This is a genomic window from Streptomyces sp. WAC07094 (genome assembly GCF_036320405.1).
In the GTDB taxonomy this organism is placed as follows: domain Bacteria; phylum Actinomycetota; class Actinomycetes; order Streptomycetales; family Streptomycetaceae; genus Streptomyces; species Streptomyces lannensis.
Map to the genome: position 1 here is coordinate 8,364,276 of NZ_JAVMJZ010000001.1, position 20,813 is coordinate 8,385,088.

The 20,813-nt window shown below is 68.8% G+C and carries 19 protein-coding genes; 11 read left to right on the plus strand and 8 right to left on the minus strand.

Annotated elements, in window-relative coordinates; translation table 11 throughout:
* Positions 1–16 precede the first annotated feature (16 nt).
* Positions 17–874 (minus strand): helix-turn-helix transcriptional regulator, encoded by an 858-nt coding sequence (locus tag RCR19_RS37560; RefSeq protein WP_331269210.1) that lies wholly within the window; start codon positions 872–874, stop codon positions 17–19.
* A gap of 86 nt (positions 875–960) precedes the next feature.
* Between RCR19_RS37560 and RCR19_RS37565 the strand changes: the two genes are divergently transcribed.
* From RCR19_RS37565 to RCR19_RS37590, 6 genes are all read left to right on the plus strand, one after another.
* Positions 961–1,743: an SDR family oxidoreductase gene (locus RCR19_RS37565; RefSeq protein ID WP_331269211.1), complete on the plus strand. Its 783-nt coding sequence runs from the start codon at positions 961–963 to the stop codon at positions 1,741–1,743.
* Between the two features lie 155 nt (positions 1,744–1,898).
* Positions 1,899–3,506, plus strand: coding sequence for an FAD-binding oxidoreductase (locus RCR19_RS37570; RefSeq protein WP_331269212.1), 1,608 nt, complete (start codon positions 1,899–1,901; stop codon positions 3,504–3,506).
* A 284-nt stretch (positions 3,507–3,790) separates the two neighbouring features.
* The gene (locus RCR19_RS37575; RefSeq protein WP_331269213.1) at positions 3,791–4,270 is read left to right on the plus strand and encodes a DNA-binding protein; all 480 of its coding nucleotides are present in this window, start codon (positions 3,791–3,793) and stop codon (positions 4,268–4,270) included.
* A gap of 177 nt (positions 4,271–4,447) precedes the next feature.
* Positions 4,448–4,693, plus strand: a complete 246-nt coding sequence (locus tag RCR19_RS37580; RefSeq protein ID WP_331269214.1) for a hypothetical protein — start codon at positions 4,448–4,450, stop codon at positions 4,691–4,693.
* Between the two features lie 228 nt (positions 4,694–4,921).
* Entirely contained in the window at positions 4,922–5,434 is a 513-nt protein-coding gene (locus tag RCR19_RS37585; RefSeq protein WP_331269215.1) for a hypothetical protein, read from the plus strand.
* A gap of 282 nt (positions 5,435–5,716) precedes the next feature.
* The gene (locus RCR19_RS37590; RefSeq protein WP_331269216.1) at positions 5,717–6,253 is read left to right on the plus strand and encodes a hypothetical protein; all 537 of its coding nucleotides are present in this window, start codon (positions 5,717–5,719) and stop codon (positions 6,251–6,253) included.
* Between the two features lie 212 nt (positions 6,254–6,465).
* Here RCR19_RS37590 and RCR19_RS37595 read toward each other — a convergent pair whose 3' ends face one another.
* Positions 6,466–7,896, minus strand: coding sequence for an MFS transporter (locus tag RCR19_RS37595; protein ID WP_331269217.1), 1,431 nt, complete (start codon positions 7,894–7,896; stop codon positions 6,466–6,468).
* Positions 7,897–8,635: 739 nt separating this feature from the next.
* Here RCR19_RS37595 and RCR19_RS37600 point away from each other — a divergent pair.
* Together RCR19_RS37600 and RCR19_RS37605 are read left to right on the plus strand one after the other, a co-directional pair.
* Positions 8,636–9,862 carry an acyl-CoA dehydrogenase family protein gene (locus RCR19_RS37600; protein ID WP_331269218.1) on the plus strand — a complete coding sequence of 409 codons (1,227 nt, stop codon included), beginning with the start codon at positions 8,636–8,638 and terminating at the stop codon, positions 9,860–9,862.
* A 5-nt stretch (positions 9,863–9,867) separates the two neighbouring features.
* Positions 9,868–11,094, plus strand: coding sequence for a CoA transferase (locus RCR19_RS37605; RefSeq protein ID WP_331269219.1), 1,227 nt, complete (start codon positions 9,868–9,870; stop codon positions 11,092–11,094).
* 231 nt (positions 11,095–11,325) lie between these two features.
* Here RCR19_RS37605 and RCR19_RS37610 read toward each other — a convergent pair whose 3' ends face one another.
* Together RCR19_RS37610 and RCR19_RS37615 are read right to left on the minus strand one after the other, a co-directional pair.
* Positions 11,326–12,198, minus strand: a complete 873-nt coding sequence (locus RCR19_RS37610; RefSeq protein WP_331269220.1) for a methyltransferase domain-containing protein — start codon at positions 12,196–12,198, stop codon at positions 11,326–11,328.
* A 220-nt stretch (positions 12,199–12,418) separates the two neighbouring features.
* Positions 12,419–13,294 (minus strand): NAD(P)H-binding protein, encoded by an 876-nt coding sequence (locus RCR19_RS37615; protein ID WP_331269221.1) that lies wholly within the window; start codon positions 13,292–13,294, stop codon positions 12,419–12,421.
* 223 nt (positions 13,295–13,517) lie between these two features.
* Between RCR19_RS37615 and RCR19_RS37620 the strand changes: the two genes are divergently transcribed.
* Both RCR19_RS37620 and RCR19_RS37625 read left to right on the plus strand, forming a co-directional pair.
* Entirely contained in the window at positions 13,518–14,144 is a 627-nt protein-coding gene (locus RCR19_RS37620) for a TetR/AcrR family transcriptional regulator (RefSeq protein WP_331269222.1), read from the plus strand.
* Positions 14,145–14,542: 398 nt separating this feature from the next.
* On the plus strand, positions 14,543–15,292 hold the full coding sequence (locus tag RCR19_RS37625) for a class I SAM-dependent methyltransferase (protein WP_331269223.1): 750 nt from the start codon (positions 14,543–14,545) through the stop codon (positions 15,290–15,292).
* Between the two features lie 295 nt (positions 15,293–15,587).
* Here the strand turns inward: RCR19_RS37625 and RCR19_RS37630 are convergent, their stop codons facing one another.
* Together RCR19_RS37630 and RCR19_RS37635 are read right to left on the minus strand one after the other, a co-directional pair.
* Positions 15,588–16,403, minus strand: a complete 816-nt coding sequence (locus RCR19_RS37630; RefSeq protein ID WP_331269224.1) for a DUF899 domain-containing protein — start codon at positions 16,401–16,403, stop codon at positions 15,588–15,590.
* Between the two features lie 109 nt (positions 16,404–16,512).
* Positions 16,513–17,445: an AraC family transcriptional regulator gene (locus RCR19_RS37635; RefSeq protein WP_331269225.1), complete on the minus strand. Its 933-nt coding sequence runs from the start codon at positions 17,443–17,445 to the stop codon at positions 16,513–16,515.
* Between the two features lie 71 nt (positions 17,446–17,516).
* Here RCR19_RS37635 and RCR19_RS37640 point away from each other — a divergent pair, with 71 nt between their 5' ends.
* Positions 17,517–18,893 carry an FAD-dependent oxidoreductase gene (locus RCR19_RS37640; RefSeq protein WP_331269226.1) on the plus strand — a complete coding sequence of 459 codons (1,377 nt, stop codon included), beginning with the start codon at positions 17,517–17,519 and terminating at the stop codon, positions 18,891–18,893.
* A 306-nt stretch (positions 18,894–19,199) separates the two neighbouring features.
* On the opposite strand, the gene RCR19_RS37645 is transcribed toward RCR19_RS37640, so the two are convergent.
* Both RCR19_RS37645 and RCR19_RS37650 read right to left on the minus strand, forming a co-directional pair.
* Complete coding sequence (locus RCR19_RS37645; protein ID WP_331269227.1) at positions 19,200–19,748, minus strand: N-acetyltransferase; 549 nt, start codon at positions 19,746–19,748, stop codon at positions 19,200–19,202.
* Between the two features lie 68 nt (positions 19,749–19,816).
* Positions 19,817–20,596, minus strand: a complete 780-nt coding sequence (locus RCR19_RS37650) for a transposase (protein ID WP_331269228.1) — start codon at positions 20,594–20,596, stop codon at positions 19,817–19,819.
* Positions 20,597–20,813 lie beyond the last annotated feature (217 nt).

A 20,813-nucleotide genomic window follows, 5' to 3' on the forward strand; every position in this document is an offset into this window, starting at 1 on the left:
TTCGTATCCGGTTCCGTCAGAGCGATCCGCTCACGTCGATGCGCTGGGGCCCGAGTACGTTCAGAAGGGCCAGCGCCTCGGCATCGGGGGATCCCTGCGGCGCGCTGTAGAGCACGAGGTGCTGGTCGCTGTCCGTGAGCGCGAGCGAGTCGCAGTCGACGGTGACCTCTCCCACGACCGGGTGTCGGAAGGTCTTCGTGAGCATCGGCGCAGCCTGCACGTCGTGCCGCTCCCAGAGCCGGGCGAATTCGGGGCTGCCGTCGCGGAGTTCCTCGATGAGTCCCGTCACCGCGGGGTCGGTCGGATACCGGGCGAGGGTGGACCGCAGCCCCATGACGGCGTGGTGCCGGAACTCCGCGGTGTCGGAGACCCCGTACAGCGTGGCGCCGGCGCGGACGGGCCCGAGAAACGCCCGGCGCGCGAGATTGCGGTCCTCGGGGGCGAGCTCGGCAAAGTTCTCCATGAGCGCCGCCGCGAGGTCGTTCCACGCGAGCACCTCGAACACGGCGGACGTCACGAAGGCGGCCGTCTGCGGCAGCCTCTCGAGGAGCGCGAGGATGCTCGGGCGGACATCGCGCCGATGCAGTCCGGTACGGGTGGGCGCGGTGCCCGCGAGCACGTGCAGGTGATCGAGCTCGGCGTCCGTGAGCCGCAGCGCTCCTCCGATACCGGCGAGAACCTCGCCCGAGGGTCGAGGCGCCCTGCCCTGTTCGAGTCGGACGTAGTACTCGGTGGAGATGTGCGCGAGGACCGCCACCTCCTCGCGGCGTAGGCCCGGTGTCCGGCGTCGCGAGCCCGAGGGGAGGCCCACGTCCTCCGGGAGGAGCCGCTCGCGACGGCTGCGGAGGAACGCCCCGAACTCGTGCTTGTCCATACTCCAAGTCTGCATGCCGCGCGGTGACGGATCCTGGTACAGCCTGTGCCTGCATCCGGCCCGGAGTCCGACCTGACACTTTCGCCATGACGTACAACATCGACATCGCACCCAGTGGCCTGCTCACCGGCAAGGTCGTGTTCATCACCGGCGCCAGCCGCGGCATCGGGGCCGCCGCGGCCCGACTCTTCGCACACGAGGGTGCCGCGGTGGTGCTCGCCGCCCGCGGCACCGAAGCCATTCAGCAGATCGTCACCGAGATCCGCGCCGACGGCGGCGTCGCGGATGCCGTGACAGTGGACCTCGCCGACCGTGAGAGCATCCGCGCGGCGGTCGACCGCGTGGAGGAGCTGCACGGACGGCTCGACGGCGCGTTCAACAACGGCGCGGCGATCCAGCAGCCCGGCCCGCTCGACACGACGAGCGACGATGACATCGAGGAACAGTTCGCGGTGAACTTCCGGGGGCACTGGACCGCCATGACGCTCGAAGCCGAGCTCATGCGCCGGGGCGGTGGTGGGGCGATCGTCAACACCTCGAGCATCGGCAGCCGCCGCGCGAACCCGGAGCTCCCCGCCTACGGCGCGATGAAGCGCGCGCTGAACAGCATCACCGAGACGGCCGCCGTGACGTGGGGGCGTCAAGGGGTCCGCGTGAACGGCATCACCCCCGGTGGAACCGCGACGGAGATGATCGACCGGTGGGAGGCGGCGTCCCCGGGGGTCGTCGAGCGCATCAACGCGGCCATTCCGCTCGGCCGCATGGCCGAGCCCCGTGAGGTGGCAGAGGCCGCCGCGTGGCTGCTCAGCGACCGGGCCTCGATGGTGACCGGCGCGATCGTGCCGGTGGACGGCGGTGCGGGCGCCTGAAGGAACGGAGACCGCACGGTCGGCGCGGTGCCGGGCCGCGATGGCGCACGGAACCGCTGTGAGCAGGGTGCGCGGCAGAGCCTCTTGCCGCCGTTGCGTCGCGTGCCATACGGTCCAGTAACTTACCAACGGGTAAACAACTGGAAGGGCGACTCGTGGCCGACAGCAGCACACCGACCGTGCGTCCCCTCGAGTCCTCCCGGAACCGGTCCTGGTGGGGCTGGGGCGCCACGGATCAAGCCCTGCCCGACGCCGAGTGCATCGCTCTCGGCTCCCTGGTCCCGGGTGCGGCACAAACCCCGCTGCCTGTGCCCGACGTCGCCGCCCTCGCGCTGCCGACGGTCCGCGTCGAAGCCCCGCGCGCACTTGCCGCCTTGATGTCGTCCACGCCCAGGGACCGGGCCTCGCACACCTACGGCAAGGCGTACCGCGATGTGATCCGCGCTCTGAGCGGCGACCTCGCCCCGGCGCCCGACCAGGTCGCACGGCCACGGAGCGAACTGGAGGTGATCGACGTCCTCGACTGGGCGGCGGGCGCAGACGTGGCCGTCGTGCCCTACGGCGCGGGCAGCTCGGTCGTCGGAGGGGTCGAGTACCGCGCGGACCGGCATCGGGGAGTGGTGTCCCTGGACCTCTCGGCCCTCGATCAGGTACTGGAGATCGACCGGGTCAGCCGCGCCGCGCGGATCCAGGCCGGCGCCCTCGGCCCCGGTCTGGAGGCTCAACTGCGGCCACATGGGCTGACGTTGCGCCATTTCCCGCAGAGTTTCGAGTTCTCCACCCTGGGCGGCTGGCTCGCCACGCGTGCCGGCGGCCACTACGCCACGCTGTACACCCACATCGACGACCTTGTGGAGTCACTGCGCGTCGTGACGCCCGTCGGGGTCAACGAGTCGCTACGGCTGCCCGGTTCGGGTGCGGGCCCCTCTCCCGATCGGCTGTTCCTGGGCTCCGAGGGGACACTCGGTGTGATCACCGAGGCCTGGATGCGGCTGCAGGACCGGCCGAGCCACAAGGCCTCGGCCACGGTGCTGTTCGACGACGTCCACGCAGCCTTCGAGGCGATACGTGCCGTCGCGCAGTCCGGACTGCACCCGACCAATTGCAGACTCCTGGACCCGGGCGAGGCGGCCCTGGCAGGAGTGGCGCAGGACAGCCGAAGCGCACTCATCCTGGGTGTGGAATCGGCCCACACCCCCGTCGGCATGCGCCTCACAGAACTCATCGGCCTGGCCCGCGACCACGGCGGCACACTCGCATCGACGGCGCCTGAATCGGCGGACGCCGCCGCGGACACCTGGCGCTCCGCGTTCCTGAGAATGCCCTATCTGCGCGATGCACTCGCCCGGATGAGCCTGATCACCGAGACGTTCGAGACCGCCTGCACGTGGGACCGTGTGCCGAAGCTCTATGAGTCGGTACGCAGCCGACTGTCGGATGTAGTGAGGGATGTGACCGGTTCGGCGGGCACGATCAACTGCCGCTTCACCCATGTCTATCCCGATGGCCCCGCGCCGTACTTCACCGTCATCGCACCGGGGCGGCGCGGTGAGGAGGTCGCGATGTGGGACCGGATCAAGTCTGCGGCCATGCAGATCCTCCACGACCTGGGCGCGACCGTCACCCACCACCACGCGGTCGGCCGTGACCACCGGCCCGGGTACGACCGGCAGCGTCCCGAGCCGTTCGCCCTCGCGCTCCGTGCCGCGAAGACGGCACTCGACCCGGCGGGGATCCTCAACCCGGGTGTCCTCCTTGACTGACCGTCGGAGGCGGTGGCGCGGCCGGACGCTGGGCTCTGCCTGGGCAGCATGCGAGAGCTTCGTGATGCCTACGCTCGGGGAACGGCGGTCGGCTCCGCCGAGGAAGCGTCCCTGACGGCACATCGGCGTACGGCCATGGCGGAGATGCGGCGCCTCATGCGTGAAGACCTGGGCTTCGGGCCACTGGGGATCCGGTAAGGGTGTCCCCATGGCATGGCGGGTTTGAACGACTTGTTTAAAACACTCCGTTGACATCGGTTCATGCGCTGCCTCATGCTCGTGGCATGTCGTCCACTCCCGATGAGCACACCGACCCCTTCACACCTCCGCAGCCGGAACAGGCTCGAGCGCACCGCGTATACGCGTCCCTGTCTCGTATCTCCGAGCGGCACGCCGCCACCGACGAGCAACGGCGCCGACAGATTCATCCCTTGGTCGTCGGGCCGCACGAGGCCGTCAGGCTAGTGTCGTTCCTGCTCAGTGGGGCGGCGCAACCCGATGACGGTGAACCGGCGGTGGACCATGCCGATATCACCGCGGCACTGACCCTTGTCCCGCTGGTTCGCGGAGAGATGGACGAACTCGAGACCGGACTCCTGCAGATGGCCCGGGGACGCGGTATGACCTGGCAGGAGATCGCCTTCGGGCTTGGGCTCGGCACGCCGCAAGCGGCCAGGCAGCGCTATGAACGACTGGCGAGCCGCGCCGCTGTCGATGCTTCGGAGCAGTGCGCTGCTTCCCCTTACGGCCCCTCGACCGGCTGACCTGTCGGCGAACAATAGGCGCATCTCACCGAAGATTGAGTGACAGGTCGTATGTGTGGAGGTTGCTGCCACGGCGCCCGGTGTACTGTCCCTGCGCCATCGATTACAGGGGGGCACATGAAGCGGTGGGCGAACGAGGGACCGAACGGCCCGCACCCGATGACACCAGCTCTGCAGGTGGAGATCAGAACGGAGCTCTCTCAGGCGCGGGTACGGATGGTCATGGGGGTCGTGCTGGCCCTCCTGGGTGTCGGAGTGACAGTCTGGACCTTCGTCAGCGGCGAGGGGAGGATCGTCATCCTCGGCGGCGGGCTCGCGTTGGGTTTTGTGGTGTTTCTGACCGGCTACTTCTGGGACATGCGCATACGGGGATACCTGAGCAGGCACGGTGTCTCGATGGAGGCCGTGAAGTCGGATCTCTGATTGCCGGAAGACCTGGGTGTGTGTCCGGGCACTCCGGAGCTGCACAGAGGCCGCCGGCTCTCCGGCCCGATCGGTGTTGTGCCCCGGCCGGGTAAGCGGACACGCTGCCCCGGCCGCGAGGGGGCGCGAAGTGAACGCGTAGCGTCCGTCCAACTCGTCGTTCCGTCGACCGGCGGTTGCATCTCGCGGTGTAGAAGCGGATGTTCACGAGCCGCTAGGGTCGCGCACATGGGAGCCACGACTGCCGCCATGGTCACTGCCGTCGTCGGTGTGCTCGGCACGCTTCTGGCGCCCGTGATCGCGAATTGGACGACGAAGCGCCAACGCGCCGAGGAATCACGCGTTGAGGAAAGAAGACGCACCTTCGAGGACCGGCGCGCGGCATACACCGCGATGAACCGCGCCTCCCGCCACTTCCACACCATGCTGAAGGATGCCCTGCACCGTCTGCGGGACGGGGTCTACAGCGACGAGGACCGTGCCCAGGTCGAGGAGGCGCGGCGTGACTACCGGGATCGCTATGCCGAGTCCCAGATGGTCGTCCCTGAAGCGGTGCTCCGGGCATCTCGCGAGTTGAACGTCGTCCTGGCGGCGATCGACGCCACCGCCAAGCGCATCGACCGCGGTCTCGCCGGGGAAGGGGAAACCGCGGAGCAGGCACTGGCCGACCTGAAGGCTGCAGAGCCGGCACTCACCGCATTGCGCCGGATCATGCGTGAGGACCTGGGCGTACCCAACTGACCAGGCGCCGCTTCGGGGTCCGTACACGTCGGGGCTTCGGTCCCTCGTGCCGTGCCTACCATCCCTGGGGGGCGCACAGCAGGGCGGCGGCTGTCCTTCACTGTTCGGCCGTTGAACAACCCGGTCGGTCATCCTGCGTGTTCATTCGGTTGCACACGGTGCTCCTCCCGCGGCGTGGACCGGTGCCCTGCCGGGCAGCCGGCGTAAGGGAAGGCTTCTGTTGCGCAATCTCGCCGCCGTTCTACCTTGGCTTTTAGAACGGAAGCGAGAAGGGAGCAGGTCATGGTCGGCACGACGACGCACCCCGCGACGCTCGCGCTTGCTCGCTCTGTCGCCCGGCTGGAGATTGCGGTCGAAGACGATTACGAGCAGTTTCGAGCACGCTATGAACAGGCGGTCCCTCCCCTTGACTACCGGCGCACTTTTGATCTGGTCACGGTGCAGGCGCCGTGGAGCGCGGTTCAGGATCTCGCCGACGAGAACGCCCCCTTGGGATTCATGATCTTCTGGCGGTTCGACGCCCAGCCGTTGTTCGGCGTGGCCGGGGATCACGCCCGCTGCACCGAGTACCTGATGGGCAATCATGTCATCGCCGAGCGTATGTACCGGCATGACGCGGGGGCCCTCCTCTACGTCCCCTTGCGCACCACGATCCACGAGTCTCCCTCGGGGGAGGCGTTGTTCGCGATCGATCGCCCCAGTGACACGGTCGCGGTACTCGGTAGACCCGAGATCACCGAAGTGGGGCGGGAGTTGGACCGCAAGGTCGGGGCCCTCCTGCGTCATCTCGGCGCACCGGTGCCGGATGAACTGACGTGATCGGCTGAAACGTGGACGCCCCTGCGGAGCTCGTGGAGTTCCGCAGGGGAGGCCGACGAGGGGTGCGCCCGATGAGGCTGACGAGGGACGGCCGCCGAGGGACGGCCGCCGAGGAGGCATCCTCATGCCTGCCATGGGCGCGTCGGCCCCTGGTTCTCCGTGCCGTCGGCGGTCGTCCGACTCAAGTGCAAAACGATCCGTCGTGGTCCCCTTCACGTGCCGGTCGGCCGCGTTCGTCGGTCGAGCAGCCCGAGGCAGGCGACCGCGGCGACCAGTTCGATGACCGCCAGGGTCCACCAACCGTGGACGAACGCATCGTGAGTGGTCGCGTAGGTGCTGGTTACGCCGAGGATCGCGACGACGATGCTGACGCCGAGCACAAAGCCGATCTGGCGGGTCATGTTGATGACACCACTGCCGGTCGAAGTCCGGTGTGCCGGCAGTGCGGCGGTCGCGGAGGACAGGAGGGTCGGCAGCGCGAGCCCGATGCCGACTCCCGAGACGAGTTGGCCCGGCAGCAACTCGCTCGCATAGCTCGAGCCGTTGGGGCCGGCGAGCGCGAGGGTCATGATGATGCCGGCTGCGAAGGCCAGACAGCCGAGGGCTGTGAGCACACCGGGGTGGACACGCCGGCAGTAGCGTTGCACCAGCACCGTGACCACGGGGACGATCGCGGGACCGGGTGCCACGGCGAGGCCGGTAGTGATCGTCGACCAGTGCCAGACGTTCTGCATCCAGAGCACCACGGTCAGGAGGTAGCCGGCGAAGCCGATGCTGAAGGTGATCATCGCCACGTTGGCGGCGGCGAAGCTGCGGACCCGGTAGAGATCGGGTTCGACCACCGGCACCGGGTGGCGCTCGGCCCGCCGGACGAACCCCGCCAGGAGCAGAGCCGCGACGACGAACGAAGCAATCGTCCTACCGTCCCCCCAGCCCCAGTCGCCACCCTTGACCAGGGCCAACGCGAGGGTCCCGATGCCTGTCGTGAGCAGCCCGGCGCCGGCCAGGTCGGGAAGCCTGGAGACCCGGGAGTCACGTGAGTCCGGGACGGCGCGGGCGGCCGCCACCAGCGCGATGAGCCCCACCGGCAGATTCACCAGGAACACCCATCGCCAGCTCGCGGTGACCAGAATGCCGCCCAGCACGGGCCCGGCCGCCGCCGCGATGCCCGCCACGGCGGACCAGAGCCGGACATAGGGCATGCGCCTGTCCGGCGGCGCCGTCGCCAACAACAGGCCCAACGACGTCGGGGTCAGTGCAGCTGCGCCCGCGGCCTGCAGGATCCGGAAGGCCACCAGCCACCACAGGCCCGGAGCTGCCGCGCACGCCATGCTCGCCGCGGTGAACACCCCGAGGCCGAGCAGGAACACCTGCTTGCGGCCGACCTTGTCCGCCAGGCGGCCCAGGGGCACCAGCAGTGCTGCGTAGAAGATCGCGTACGCATTCAGCACCCAGCTCACATCACCGAGCGACGATCCCTCGAAGCTCTCGCCGATCCTGTCGAAGGCGACGTTCACGATGAAGACGTCCAAGCTCGCCATGAACGCGGCGAGCGACAGGATTGCGAGGATCACGCGCGGATTGCCCGTGCCGGCCCGTTCGGCCGCCTGAACAGGGGCGGTCACCTGGCTTTGTTTGCTCATGGCCAAGACCGTAGAGCCGTCTACTTCATTTTTGCAAGTTCAGTAGTGAAACAGAAGTAAATATCGAGAAGAAGAGTCAACCCCGACCCTCATTCGGGCCGCCGAGTGCGGGCTGGTCGGGTTGGTCGGGACGCGTGAACTCCTCGCGGCCTTCATCCGCGGGTTCTCCTCGTCGCAGGCGGTACAGCAGGGCAAGCAGTCCGAGGTGCAGGCCCTTTGACTCGCGCAGTGCGGCGACGCCGAGACCCGCGCTCGGCCGAGTGTGTCTGCCGTGTCCGAGGCCGGTGAGGACACCGCCGGCATCGGGTCCCGGTGGTTGTCACCACCGGGGAGCGCCGTGCGGCGCAGGCTGTCCGGGTGGTCGGACCGGCGACTGCGGCGTGCCGACGGTGCGCGGTGGAGGACAGCCGGTTCGATCACAGTCCGTCACCGTCAACTTCTGCACCGGCTGACGGACGCACGGCGATGACACACACATGCCGCTGACCGCCCACCGACGTCAGTGCGGCGGACCAGGACGGGCCCGTGTCCAGCGGCGTTCCGGTCCCGCTCCCGCCGGGCTGCGTCGGGCTGACGGGGTGGTCCGGAGCGGCGGCGGGACCCGTCGGCGGCGTGGGTTCGGGGTATCGGGCGCGGATCGACGTTCAATCGCGGTACAGAACCGACACGGCGGGCGGCAGTGCGCGCACAAGCGAGCCAACGAGCACGTCCTGACAGCGTCTGTTTGAGGGAGACTGCGATGAGCGACACCACGGCTTTGCCGGCACCGTCCGGTCCCTACCTGGGTAAGGGGCTGCTGCCGGCCGACTTCTACGCCTATGCGGAGCAGCTCTCGGCCGCGGAACGCGAGAAGATCGAGTCCATCCGCGAGTTCCTCCGGACGCAGGCCGCACCGATCGTCGACGACTACTGGGCCCGGGCCGAGTTCCCCTTTCAACTGGTCGAGGGCTTCGGGAAGCTCGGCCTCATGGACTGGGCCGACCCGGACTCCACGCAGTCACAGCCCAGCAACCTTCTCGCGGGCTTCGCCGCCTTGGAGTTCGGGCACGCCGACGCATCTCTGGCCACGTTTTTCGGTGCGCATGCCGGTCTGGCCATAGGGACCATCCTCGCGTGCGGTTCCGATGAACAGAAGCGGCGGTGGCTGCCCGCGATGAGCCGGCTGGAGAAGGTCGGCGCCTTCGCATTGACCGAGCCCCACGGCGGCTCGGACGTGGCCGGCGGCCTGAAGACGACCGCACGCCGCGACGGGGACGGCTGGATCCTCGACGGAGCCAAACGGTGGATCGGGAACGCCACGTTCGCCGATCTGGTCGTCGTCTGGGCCCGCGACGTCGAGACCGATCGCGTGCTCGGCTTCGTTGTGGAGAAGGACACTCCGGGGTTCACCGCGACCAAGATCGAGCACAAGATGGCGCTGCGGATCGTCCAGAACGCCGACATCGTCCTCGACGGCTGCCGTGTCCCGGAGACCAACCGGCTGCAGAACGCGAACACGTTCAAGGACACTGCCCAGATCCTGCGCAAGACGCGCAGCGGGGTGGCGTGGCAGGCGGTGGGAGTGATGTTCGCCGCCTATGAGATCGCGCTGCAGTACGCGAAGGAACGTGAGCAGTTCGGGCGACCGATCGGGAGCTTTCAGCTCGTGCAGGACCTGTTGGTGAAGATGCTGGGCAATGCGACGGCCTCGTGCGGGATGGTGACGCGACTGGCCCGGTTGCAGGACGCCGGGGTCTTCAGGGACGAGCAGTCCGCGCTGGCGAAGGCCTACTGCACGGTGCGGATGCGCGAGAGCGTGGGATGGGCCCGGGAACTGCTGGCAGGCAACGGCATCGTCCTCGACTACAAGGTCGGCAGGTTCGTGGCCGACGCGGAGGCACTCTATTCCTACGAGGGGACCCGGGAGATCCAGACCCTCATCGTCGGACGTGCCGTGACCGGCGGCCTGAGCGCCTTCGTGGGGTGACAGAGATGACCGACGACTTCGTCTTCAGCGGCCTGAAGGTCCTCGACGCCTCGAGCTTCATCGCGGCACCGGCCGCGGCCACCATTCTCTCCGACTTCGGAGCGGACGTCATCAAGATCGAACCTCCCGGGAAGGGCGACCCCCAGCGGCGGCTGAGTTCCGTGCCACCGAGTCCACGCGCACAGGCCAATTACAGCTGGCACCTCGCCAACCGCAACAAGCGCGGCATGGTGATCGACCTGAAGTCCCCCGCGGCCCCCAGGATCCTCAAGCGCCTCGTCGAGTGGGCCGACGTGGTGATCACCAACTTCCCGCACGGCACGCGCGAGAAGCTGCACCTGGGCTACGACGAGGTCTCGGGCTGGAACCCGAAGGTCGTCTACGCCGACATCACGGGCTTCGGGGATGCCGGTCCCGATGCGGGGCAGCCGGGGTTCGACCTGACCGCCGCATGGTCGCGCAGCGGGCTGCTGGCCTCCACCCGGGACGCGGGAGCCCCGCCGACGGTGCCGGTCTGGGGCAGCGGTGACTACATGTCGGCCGTCGCCATCTACGCGGCGATCGTGACGGCCCTCTACCGGCGTGAGCGGACGGGACAAGGGGCCAGCGTCGGGACGTCGTTGCTCGCCACGGGTATCTGGGCAACGGGAACGCTTGTGGCCGCTGCGCTCGCCGATGGCACGCCGTTCGAGCTGCACGACCGGAAGGCGCCCCTCAACCCGCTGACGAACTCCTACCGGACGGCGGACGGCGAGTGGTTCATGCTGGTCACCTCAGCCCCGAACTGGCCAGGACTGACACGGGTCATCGGGCACCCGGAGCTGCTCGAGGATCCCCGGTTCGCCGACGTCGAGGGCTTCGTGGAGCATTCCGCCGTACTGACAGAGCTGCTCGACGCCGAGTTCCGTTCGCAGCCCTTCGCCCACTGGAAGGACGCCCTGAACCGGGAGCGCATCACCTTCAGCCTCATCCAGACTCCGGAGGAGGCCGCGCAGGATCCGCAGTTGCGCGCCAACGACATCGTCGTACCCCTGGAAGGCGTCAGCGATCTGAAGGAGACCATCAGCAGCCCGATCAATCTGCGCGGGGTGCCGAAGGCGGTGGCCAAGCGTGCGCCGGACCTCGGCGAGCACAACGACGAGGTCCTCGCCGAGCTGGGCTTCAGCCCCGCCGAGATCGCCGAGCTGCGGACCCAGGGCGCGATCCCGACCCCGCCGAGAGCGGAGATGTAGCAACGAGCAGGGTGCGCGAAGCGGCCGTCGCGTGGGCCCATCGTCAGCACGCGCCGGTGGCCGACGGCCCCGATACGAGATGCCACGGCTCGCTTCGCGCACGGCCGGTGACAGCGGTCGGCGGGTCCGCTGTGTGAGGCGCCGAGGCAGTGGTCGAGCGGATCGGCTGCCTTCGCAGGAATCGATATCGCGCTGCCCACGGCCTGGAGCCGGGCGGCGCGCGTCGTGGTGTCACCGCAGACGGCAGACCAGTTCGGTAGGAGCGAGCAGGCCATCCTCCATGTGTCGCAGCACGTTCGCGATCTTGGCCGACGCATCTGCTCCCATCGCCACGTTGACCGACGCCGGTCGGGCGTCGGACGCTCCAGGGCCTTGCGGGGCGCTGCCCTCGTGGTGAGCGTCCGCGGTGCGGAGGCCACGGAGTGACCGGATGCCCTGGGACCGACGATCGTGCTCGGCCACGATCTCGAACCCTGCGTCGCTCAGCGACGCGCGATACTGCTCGGGCCGGGCGATGAAGCTGTGCGACGGCTCCGAGGCCCAGGGGAGTGGGTAGCTCAGGAGGGAGGGATCCCCGAGGAGCATGACGTCGTACACGATGAAGAGGCCGTCCACGGTCAGGACGCGTCCGATCCCATTGAAGAGCCGGGACTTGTCCGCGACGTTCATGCCCACGTGCAGCATCCATGCACGGTCGAAGTTCCCTGTGGGAAACGCCAGTTCAGTCACATCGCCATGCACGAAGCGCGTCCTGCCGGCGAGGCCCACGCGATCGGTGAGCCGACGTGCGACCGCGACATACTCCGCGGTGAGGTCCACGCCGGTGACATCGACGTCTGCCTGCTGCACCAGATGGCGGGCCGGCCCGCCCAGCCCGCTCCCCACGTCCAGTACACGCATGCCCGGCCGCAGGCGCAGGTGCTCGGTGATCTGTCGTGTCGCCGCATGGCCTCCGATGTGGAACTCGTCCACGCCGTGGAGTTCGTCGGCGGTGAGTGAACTGCGCCCCGGGTACAGCCGGTCGAGCGCGTCATCGATCCTCTGGTGCAGGTCACCTTGTTGGTAGTGGTGTGTCACGGCGTTCGAGGGCGGCTGTGCGGTCACCTCGGTGTCCTTTCTGCCACGGGTGAATGGAGAGTTCTGCGCCTCTATGGGCGGCCGTGCCGTCGGTGCGCGGGTGTACGGCGGTAGCAAGTCGGCTCAGGTGAGCTGGTCGACACCACCCGCCGGCCGGCCGAGCGCGCCGTGCGACCGGTTTCGAGCCCCGGTCCGGGGGACGGACCCGTGACGAGCTCAGGCGCTCATGGCGTCTTTCCTCGGCTGTTCAGGCGGTGTGTGAGTCGAACGACGCCCGGTTGAGGGCGACGAAAGTCTCGACGTCGACAGGGTCGGTACCACCGATCCTCTTCACCAGGTCGTTGGTGCCGGCGAAGATGCCGTTGCGGTAGTCGATCGCGACGGCGAGAAGGTGCTGCACGAGGTGTTCCGGCGCGCCGCGCCCGTGCAGGATGTCGCTGAATTCATCGAGTTCGACGGGCACATAGGTGACGTCGCGTCCCAGCGCCCGTGACATCCTCTCGGCAATCTCGAAGTGGTCGAGCTCCTCCGGCCCGTGCAGCGGGTAGATCTTGCCGGCATGCGGGGAGGGGTCTTCGAGGATGGTCGCGATCACCTTCGCCTGGTCGGATTCCGCGATCGGGGCGTGGCGTCCATCGGCGAAGGGCAGTCGCAGTTCGCCCGTTGCGCCTGCCCAGTTGTCGATCAGCCACTGGGTGAAGAACGTCGGCCGGAGGTGTGTCACAGCGACGGGGGAGCGGTCCAGCAGCCGCTCGGCGACCCAGTGCTGACGTGCGGCGTTGCTGGCGGCTTCGCGGCGGGCGGAGATCTGGGACATGTTCACGATCGCCTGCACCTCGTTCTCCTCCGCGGCCTGTGCCACGTTCGCCGTGGCGTCCATCAGGCCGGTACGGATCGGATACGTGAAGTAGAGGGCGTCGATCCCCTTCGCCGCGCGGGCCACGGAGTCGAGGTCGAGGACGTCGCCTTGCACGATGTCGGCGCCGAGGGCGGCGAGCCGCTCGGAGCGCTCGTCGGCTCGGTGGACCAGCGCGCGGACGTGGTGGCCGCGCTGGAGCAGGAGGTCGGCGGCGCGGCTACCGGTCTTGCCGGTCGCACCGATCACCAGGAGGTTGCGTTCCACGATGGGTTGTCCTGTCCGGTCGGGTGCCTGTGGTGGGAGAGAGTCCGTCGAGGGTGTGGCACGGGATCAGTGAGAGGTCGCGCTTGGTTGTCGAGCAGGGAGGCGGTTGGACCTCCCACCCGGCCGTTCAATAAAAAGGGCTTGACAGCCCCTTTTTAGCTAAGCCCATGGAACACCGCAAAAAAAGGGTTGTCAAGCCCATTCTGGTGATAGGGTCGAAGCCATGACCACCACCGGCGAAGCGCCGGCTCGGAAGCTGACAGCCAAGGGCCGGGCCACGCGCGACCGCATCATCAAGGCGGCAGCGGAGCTGATGTACGAGCACGGGGCGCAGAACACCAACAACGAGCAGATCCGCATCGCCGCCGGGGTCAGCGGCTCCCAGCTGACCCGTCACTTCCCCACCAAGGAAGCCCTGGTGCGCGCGGTGCTCGCCCGGCAGGCCGACGTCATCCGCGCCCGCCATCAAGTGCCCGAGTTCGCCGAGCTGGACAGCTTCGCCGCGCTGCGCCGCTGGGCCGACACCTTCACAGCGTCGCTGGACATGGTGCGTGGCGGGTGCACGTTCGGCTCCTTGGCCGCCGAGGTCGTCAAGACGGAACCCTCCTACCGTGATGCGGTGTCCGACGGCTTCGAGCAATGGCAGGAGCTGTTCAGGCGGGGCCTGAGCATCATGCGCGAGCGTGGCGAGCTGCGGCCGGACGCGGACCCGGTCGCGCTCACCCACCTGATCGCCGCCGCGTTCCAGGGCGGAGCGCTGCTGGACCAGGCGGTCGGTGACAGCAAGCCGCTGCGTGACGCGCTGTACGGCGCCCTGGCGTACGTCGAGTCGTTCGCCACGCGGCGCTGACGGGCAGTCAGCACGGCGTGACAACTCCCGTTCGACCAACGACTCCCTGCGCAACCCGGTGGAAGTGCCCGGACTGCCGCGGTCGTCGACTCGAACCGCCGCGACCACACCGCGCGGATATGTGTTCCGCACGCAGACCCAAGGCGGCGGAACACCAGCGCTCGCCACTGCGACGCGTCGCTTGCCCTCAAAAAAAGTCAGCCCAGCCCAACCCTGAGGAGCCCTTTCACGGCCCGTCGTCGGGGCGGGGACGCCCGTTGGAGCGAACGGTGAGGTGGGTGCACCTCGTCCCCTGCTTCCGGAGTCCAACAGCGCTACCGCGGCGCTGAGATGTAGACCCTGACCTGGTCTTTCGGCGCCCTCGGCCCTACGCTCGCGCTCTGTTGAAAGGGGGCCGGATGGACCGGACCGTGCGCACCGTCGAGGATGTTCTCGCGCTCTTGGACGGGCTGTTCACCAGTCAGAACGGCCAGTGGGCCACGGGTGACGGTGCGGCCTTTTGGGACAGCTTCTACGCCGACCGTTCGAGGGCCGTCCCCTTCTTCGTGGCCAAGCCCGACGAAAGCCTGGCCGCCTGCCTCGACCAGGACCTGATCACCCGGGGCCGAGCCCTGGACCTCGGTTGCGGTCCAGGCCGAAACGCCCTGTTCCTCGCGTCTCGGGGATTCGAGGTGGATGCCGTCGACCTCTCCCCGGCGGCTCTCGCGTGGGCGGAGGACCGGGCTCACGAGACCGGAGTCGACGTCCGCTTCATCTGCGGCGACGCATTCCAGGCCGTCGGCACGGAACTGACCGGCCCCTACGACCTGGTTGTTGACTCGGGATGCTTCCACCACCTGCCCCCGCACCGCCGCGTCAGCTATCTGGCCCTCCTCGACCGGGTCCTGGCTCCCGGCGGTCACCTCGCGCTTACCTGCTTCGCCGCCGGCGCGATGGGCTCGGAACTCTCCGACGCCGACCTCTACCGCGAACTCCAACTGCAGGGCGGACTCGCCTACACCCCGGAGTCACTGCGCTGGATCTTCTCGGACCTGACAGAGGTCGAGCTGCGCCGGATGCACGACGAGCCGCCCGAGTCGAAATTGTTCGGCGAAGCGTTCCTGTGGACCGCGTTGTTCCGTCGCGATCCGGAGACATCCACCGACTGACCGCAATCCACTGGAGTCTCTGGTCCCCTCACCGGCGTGCGCCGAGTTCGGGTGTCGGGCCCCTGTTGAGGTGCCAAGTGGTGCGGGGGGATGCGGGCCGGCAGGTTGCCCCGGGCGAGTCGGCCCTGGACGGGATTAACGATCGCGCGCAGGACCTGGCACCAGTCCCACGCCTTGGAACTGCCCCACGGCCGCCGGTGCTCCCGGCCACCGGGAGCACCTGCGTCGGCGGTGCCCGCTGCCCGTCCGTCATCGTCCAACAAGGGCCGGAAATGCCACCGCCGGTCGAGACGCGTCAGTGGTGGTGGCCCTGTCGGCCCAGTGTCTCGACGGGGGTTGCGCCAGGGCGGGTCCACTGTGGCACGGGGCGGGTGGTCGGGCCCCAGGCGGCGTTCCCGTCCGCGTCCGAGCGCCAGTACCAGCAGATGGGCGCCCCATGACCACCGACCGGGGAGCCGACTTGAGGAGCCTTGGGCCAGCCCTCGGGGTTGTCCTCCCACCCTTCGCGGCGGCCGTAGGGCGTCATGTCGAGCAGGGACAGGGAACCGTTGACCGGCTCGTTGCCACGACCGGTCGTGGAGTAGGTGAGGAACACACGGTCGCCGTCTCGCAGGAAGCAGGTGATATGCCCCATGTCGCCGCCGACCGGCGCCTCCACGTCGCGCACCGAGTACCAGGGCTGGGTGTAACCCATGAACTCGACGTACGAGGCCACCTCGTCCGGACGGCCCGTGGTCAGGACGGCGAACGAGACGCCGCGGGCGTTGAGGTAGACGGCGTCGTCCAAGTGCCAGGCCGTGGTGGTGCAGCCCTCGCACTGCCCCTGGTGCGGTGCGCCGTCGTACCACATGTGCTTGTAGACCACGAGCTCCTCGCGGCCCTGGAACAGGTCCAGGAACGGGACCGGTCCGTCGGGTCCGACGACCTCGACCGTCCCGTCGAATTCCACCATCGGCAGCCGGCGGCGGGCCGCGGCGATCGCATCGCCCTCGCGGGTATGCGCCTTCTCGCGGACCAGCAGCTCGTCACGTGCGGCCTGCCAGGTCGCCAGGTCGACGACGGGCGGGCGGCCGGGCAGAGCGGTGGTCGGGTCGTCCGGCGTGGTCGTCATGGTGTCCTCCGTGGTGTCTGGTGCCGGGCAGCGTCGTGCGGTGTCCTACGACGGTCACCAGAACAGACCGGCGTCCGGGCCGTAACTCATCGCTGCGGTGGGATGCTGCCTACGCCGGCCAGTGCCCGTACTCCGCCGTGGATCGCCGCAGACGGGCGGGGGTCGTACCGGTGGTGGTCCGGAAGGCTCGGCCGAAGGCGGAGGGCGAGCGGTAGCCGACACTCGCGGCGATGTCGTCGAGGCTACGCTCCGTGGTGGTCAGCAGATCGGCTGCCACCGTCATCCGGGTCCGGGTGAGGAAGTCGGCGACGCCCATGCCGGTCGCCGCGGAGAAGCGCCGTACCAGAGTGGCCCGGGAGACCCCGGCGAGGCGGGCGAGGCGGGCGATCGTCCACGGTCTGTGCGGCTCGAGGATCACCGCGTCGACCACGGCTCGCAGAGCGGGGTCCACGACGGCGGTCCAGGGCGGGGGGACGGCTGCCGCCCGGGGACCGCTGGAGCCGTCTCCGCGCAGGACGAGTGCCAGGAGGGCTTCGCAGAGCGAGGCCAGCAGGGCCCCGGCGCCGGGGCCGTCGAGGGTCGCCTCGTTCCGCATCAGCTCGCCGAGCAGACGCAGTGGCGAGTCGGCCCCTGTGCCGAAGGAGGCGTGCAGGACGTCGGGCAGCCCGGCGAACAGCAGCTCCCCGGCGCCCGGCCGGTAGGTGAAGTGACCGCAGAAGAGATCCACAGTGGTGGGTCCCTCGCTGCGCAGGGTGGCCACCGACCTGCCTTCATAACGGTCGGCGGGCACCGGCGGCTCCAGGGCGGTGACGCGCACGCGGTGCCGCCCGGCGCGGGGGAGTACCAGTACGTCGCCCGCGCGCAGTTCGACGGTGCGACCGCCGGTCTCGACCATGCACAGGCCGTCAAGGAGGAGATGGAAGGGCACCATCCCGGTTTCGCCGGGCGGGTTGTCCAGGGTGTGGCTTCCGGCCAGCATGCAGCGCACATCGACCGCGCCTTCGAGGCGGGCCATACGCAGGAGCGTGCTGATCGTGTCCATGAGCCTATCTCGACGATAATTGATCCATTGGCGTCTTGCCGGATCGGCAGCTTCGACGGAGTCTGACGCCCATGGACGAATTGCATGCGGATCTGCTGGTCATCGGCTTCGGCAAGGGCGGGAAGACACTCGCGGCGGCCATGGGCCGACTGGGACGACGTGTGGTGATGGTGGAGCAGTCCGCCCTGATGTACGGGGGCACGTGCATCAACATCGGCTGTGTACCGACCAAGGCGCTCATTCACCGGGCTTCCGCCCGTCCTGAGGACGCGGATCCGCAGGCGTGGTACTCGGCGTCCGTGGCATCGACGGCAACGCTGACCTCCGCGATGCGCGACAAGAACTTCCGCATGCTCGACTCACTGGACTCGGTGACGGTGGTGACCGGCACCGCGGCCTTCCTCGACGACAAGCGGGTGGAGGTCGTGGCGGGCGACGACCGACTGGAGATCACCGCCGACACCATCGTGGTCAACACCGGCGCGGAGTCGGTGGTGCCGGACATCCCCGGCCTGCGCGGCAGCGCGCATCTGGTCACCGGCACGGATCTGATCGGCTCGCCCGACCTGCCACGCCGACTCGCCGTCATCGGCGGTGGCTACCAGGGGCTCGAGTTCGCGGCGATGGTGCGCCGCTACGGCAGCGAGGTCACCGTCCTCGAGGTCGCCGACCGCATCCTGCCGCGAGAGGACGAGGACGTGGCACAAGCCGCGGAGGAGATCCTCCGGGAGGAGGGAATCACCTTCGTCACCGGAGCCCGTGTCTCCCAGGTCGCCGACACGGCAGACGCGGCCATCGTCCACTACGAGGCAAACGGCGCCGCGGGCACCGTCGAAGCCGAGGCGGTGCTCGCCGCTGCGGGACGTGCACCGCGCACCGCGGAACTGCGGCTGGAGGCCGCGGGTGTGCGCACGACCGCCAACGGCGCCATCGAAGTGGACGAGTACCTGCGTACCAGCCGACCGCATATCTTCGCGATGGGTGACGTCAACGGCGGACCTCAGTTCACCTACATCTCCCTCGACGACTACCGGATCGTCGCCGACCAGCTTTCGGGCGAAGGCAAGCGCTCCACGACCGACCGGGTGGCGGTCCCCTACACACTCTTCATGACGCCGCCGCTGGCTCGGGTGGGCCTCACGGAGAACGAGGCGCGGGCCGCCGGCCGATCCGTGCGTGTCGCGTCCAAGGCGGTCGCGGACCTGGCGGCGATGCCTCGGGCGAGCATCGTGGGTGAAGTGCGCGGGCTGATGAAGTTCGTCGTGGACGCCGAGACCGACGAGATTCTCGGAGCGGCCCTACTCAGCGTGGACGCACAGGAATTGGTGAACACCGTGGCGCTGGCGATGCGCAGCGGGGTGACGGCGAGCGGCCTGCGGGACGCGATCTGGACCCACCCCAGCTCGACGGAGGCCTTCAACGAGGTGCTGGCGACGGTGGTGCGCTGACCCCTCGGGCAGGCGAGTAACGAGTACGGCCTAGAGGCGCCGACGGGATCGCGGGACCCAAGACGATCAGCTGCTTCGAGCATGTGAACGGCTGTACCGAATGGTGAGCAGGACGGCACGGGCCTGGTCCGGGCAGGGCACGGACGTCCGGTGAAGGCCTCCGGCAAGCGCTCGGTGTGACTCCCGGTGGACGGAGGGGATGGTCACGGCACTGTGCGCGCCGGCCCTGGGCGACCCGGCGCGCACGGTCGTTGCAGCAGCCGGGGCTGCTCCCTCAGTGGGACGGTCCGCCGTCGGAATCGTCGGTCAGGCGTCGGCGTCCCGGAGGCCGACCGCGTCGTGCTGCCAGAACAGTTGCGAGTAGACCAGAGTGCCCGTCATCCACTCCTCGTACCTCGGAAGCTTCAGCACCTGGAAGGCGGCGTCGGGGATGCGAAGGGACGGCTTACGAAAGCCCAGCTCCCCGCCTGGCACGAACCCGAAGCGCGAGTAGTAGGCGGGGTCCCCCTCGAGGAAGACAAGCGGAACCGGCCGCTTGGAGAGGATCTCCAGGCCGCTTCGTACCAGGGCCGAGCCGACACCCCGTCGCTGGTGACCGGGCGCCACGGCCAGCGGGCTGAGCACCTGCACCTCGACGAGGCACCGCGGGGCGTCCAGGAGGTTGCGAGTGAACATGACGTGGCCCACCACATGCCCGGCCTGCTCGGCGACCAGCGACAGCCCGCCGTCGGGCGCGAGGGTGCCGCGCAGGTCGTCCGTCAACTCGGCCACGACAGAACCGTGATCACCGAATGCCTCCCGATGGAGACTCCGCACGGCCTGCCCGTCCTCCGGTCGCTCTTCACGCAGATCCATGGGCCTGAGAATAGGGAGAGTCGAGTTTGCGGGCGAGCGGTTAACCCTTCAGCTGTAGATCGCGATCTTCATGCTTGAGCGGCTTGTTGCTGGTAGTGGCTGGTCTGGGATCGGGCCTGGTGGCGACGGCGACCTGCACCAGGGTGCAGCGACACGTGGGTGGCTGAATGGCAGCGGTAGAAGGCGAGTTCACCGGTGCGCCGGTTGCGGCCCACGAGCAGCTGGTGGTGGCCGAGCCGGTCGTCGGCGATGTCGGCCAGGGCCCAGTCGTAACAGCGGTGGCCCTTGGTTCTGGCTCCGGCGGAGAGTTTCTGCCCGGCCCGCCTCGGCGGCCTCTTGACCAGGGTGTCGGCGCGGAACTTCCCTGCGTGGGTGGCGATCTGGTGGTCACGCGCAACGGCGAGTACGTAACCGACTTGCCGTTGCTCCAGTGCGGTCCGCAGGTGCGGGTTGCCTCCGTAGACTTCGTCGCCGGCTACCCAGGACGCGGGGACGCAGGCGTGCAGGGCGCGGCCGATCATGCGAGCGGCGAGTGCGGGCTTCGTGGCAAAGCCGACAGTGTCGGGTATCCCGGCGGCCTGGCAGCGTGCCGTGTCCTCGGTCCAGGAACGGGGGACATACAGTCGGTCGACGACCAGCACCACCGCGGTGTCGTGCAGTTTCCCGACGACGAAGCCACGGATGTCGTCGCGTACCGCGTCAGCCTCCCACTTGGCCCTCGACAGCAGGTGCTGCAAGCCGTACGGGTTTGCGTCCCCAGCGTGCTCGGCGAGTGTCCAGCAGTTCTTGCGTGGCAGGTCAGACAGCAATCCGAGCACGAACGCCCGTGCCCGGCGCCGTGGTTCCACCCGGACGAACCGTCCGGCCCATCAGGACCTCGAACGTGTCCTGCCAGCGGCCGAGATCTATGCTGTGGCCCGCGGTCGCCGTCTGATCTTCTGTCTTCACACACCGATGATCAACGGCGGCCGTCCCGCTGTCCCGTCGCACAGGATCTGGTCCGCGAAACCGGCTCAGACCTGGAGCGACCAGACCAAGTGAGACGCGGAGGCGCCAAGGAATCTC

Excerpts from the sequence above, each read along its gene's own strand:
- RCR19_RS37595 (WP_331269217.1), bottom strand. The coding sequence starts at position 7,896 with ATGAGCAAACAAAGCCAGGTGACCGCCCCTGTTCAGGCGGCCGAACGG.
- RCR19_RS37585 (WP_331269215.1), top strand. The coding sequence starts at position 4,922 with ATGGGAGCCACGACTGCCGCCATGGTCACTGCCGTCGTCGGTGTGCTC.
- RCR19_RS37600 (WP_331269218.1), top strand. The coding sequence starts at position 8,636 with ATGAGCGACACCACGGCTTTGCCGGCACCGTCCGGTCCCTACCTGGGT.
- RCR19_RS37635 (WP_331269225.1), bottom strand. The coding sequence starts at position 17,445 with ATGGACACGATCAGCACGCTCCTGCGTATGGCCCGCCTCGAAGGCGCG.
- RCR19_RS37590 (WP_331269216.1), top strand. The coding sequence starts at position 5,717 with ATGGTCGGCACGACGACGCACCCCGCGACGCTCGCGCTTGCTCGCTCT.
- RCR19_RS37640 (WP_331269226.1), top strand. The coding sequence starts at position 17,517 with ATGGACGAATTGCATGCGGATCTGCTGGTCATCGGCTTCGGCAAGGGC.
- RCR19_RS37575 (WP_331269213.1), top strand. The coding sequence starts at position 3,791 with ATGTCGTCCACTCCCGATGAGCACACCGACCCCTTCACACCTCCGCAG.
- RCR19_RS37620 (WP_331269222.1), top strand. The coding sequence starts at position 13,518 with ATGACCACCACCGGCGAAGCGCCGGCTCGGAAGCTGACAGCCAAGGGC.
- RCR19_RS37630 (WP_331269224.1), bottom strand. The coding sequence starts at position 16,403 with ATGACGACCACGCCGGACGACCCGACCACCGCTCTGCCCGGCCGCCCG.
- RCR19_RS37625 (WP_331269223.1), top strand. The coding sequence starts at position 14,543 with ATGGACCGGACCGTGCGCACCGTCGAGGATGTTCTCGCGCTCTTGGAC.
- RCR19_RS37560 (WP_331269210.1), bottom strand. The coding sequence starts at position 874 with ATGGACAAGCACGAGTTCGGGGCGTTCCTCCGCAGCCGTCGCGAGCGG.
- RCR19_RS37645 (WP_331269227.1), bottom strand. The coding sequence starts at position 19,748 with ATGGATCTGCGTGAAGAGCGACCGGAGGACGGGCAGGCCGTGCGGAGT.
- RCR19_RS37565 (WP_331269211.1), top strand. The coding sequence starts at position 961 with ATGACGTACAACATCGACATCGCACCCAGTGGCCTGCTCACCGGCAAG.
- RCR19_RS37605 (WP_331269219.1), top strand. The coding sequence starts at position 9,868 with ATGACCGACGACTTCGTCTTCAGCGGCCTGAAGGTCCTCGACGCCTCG.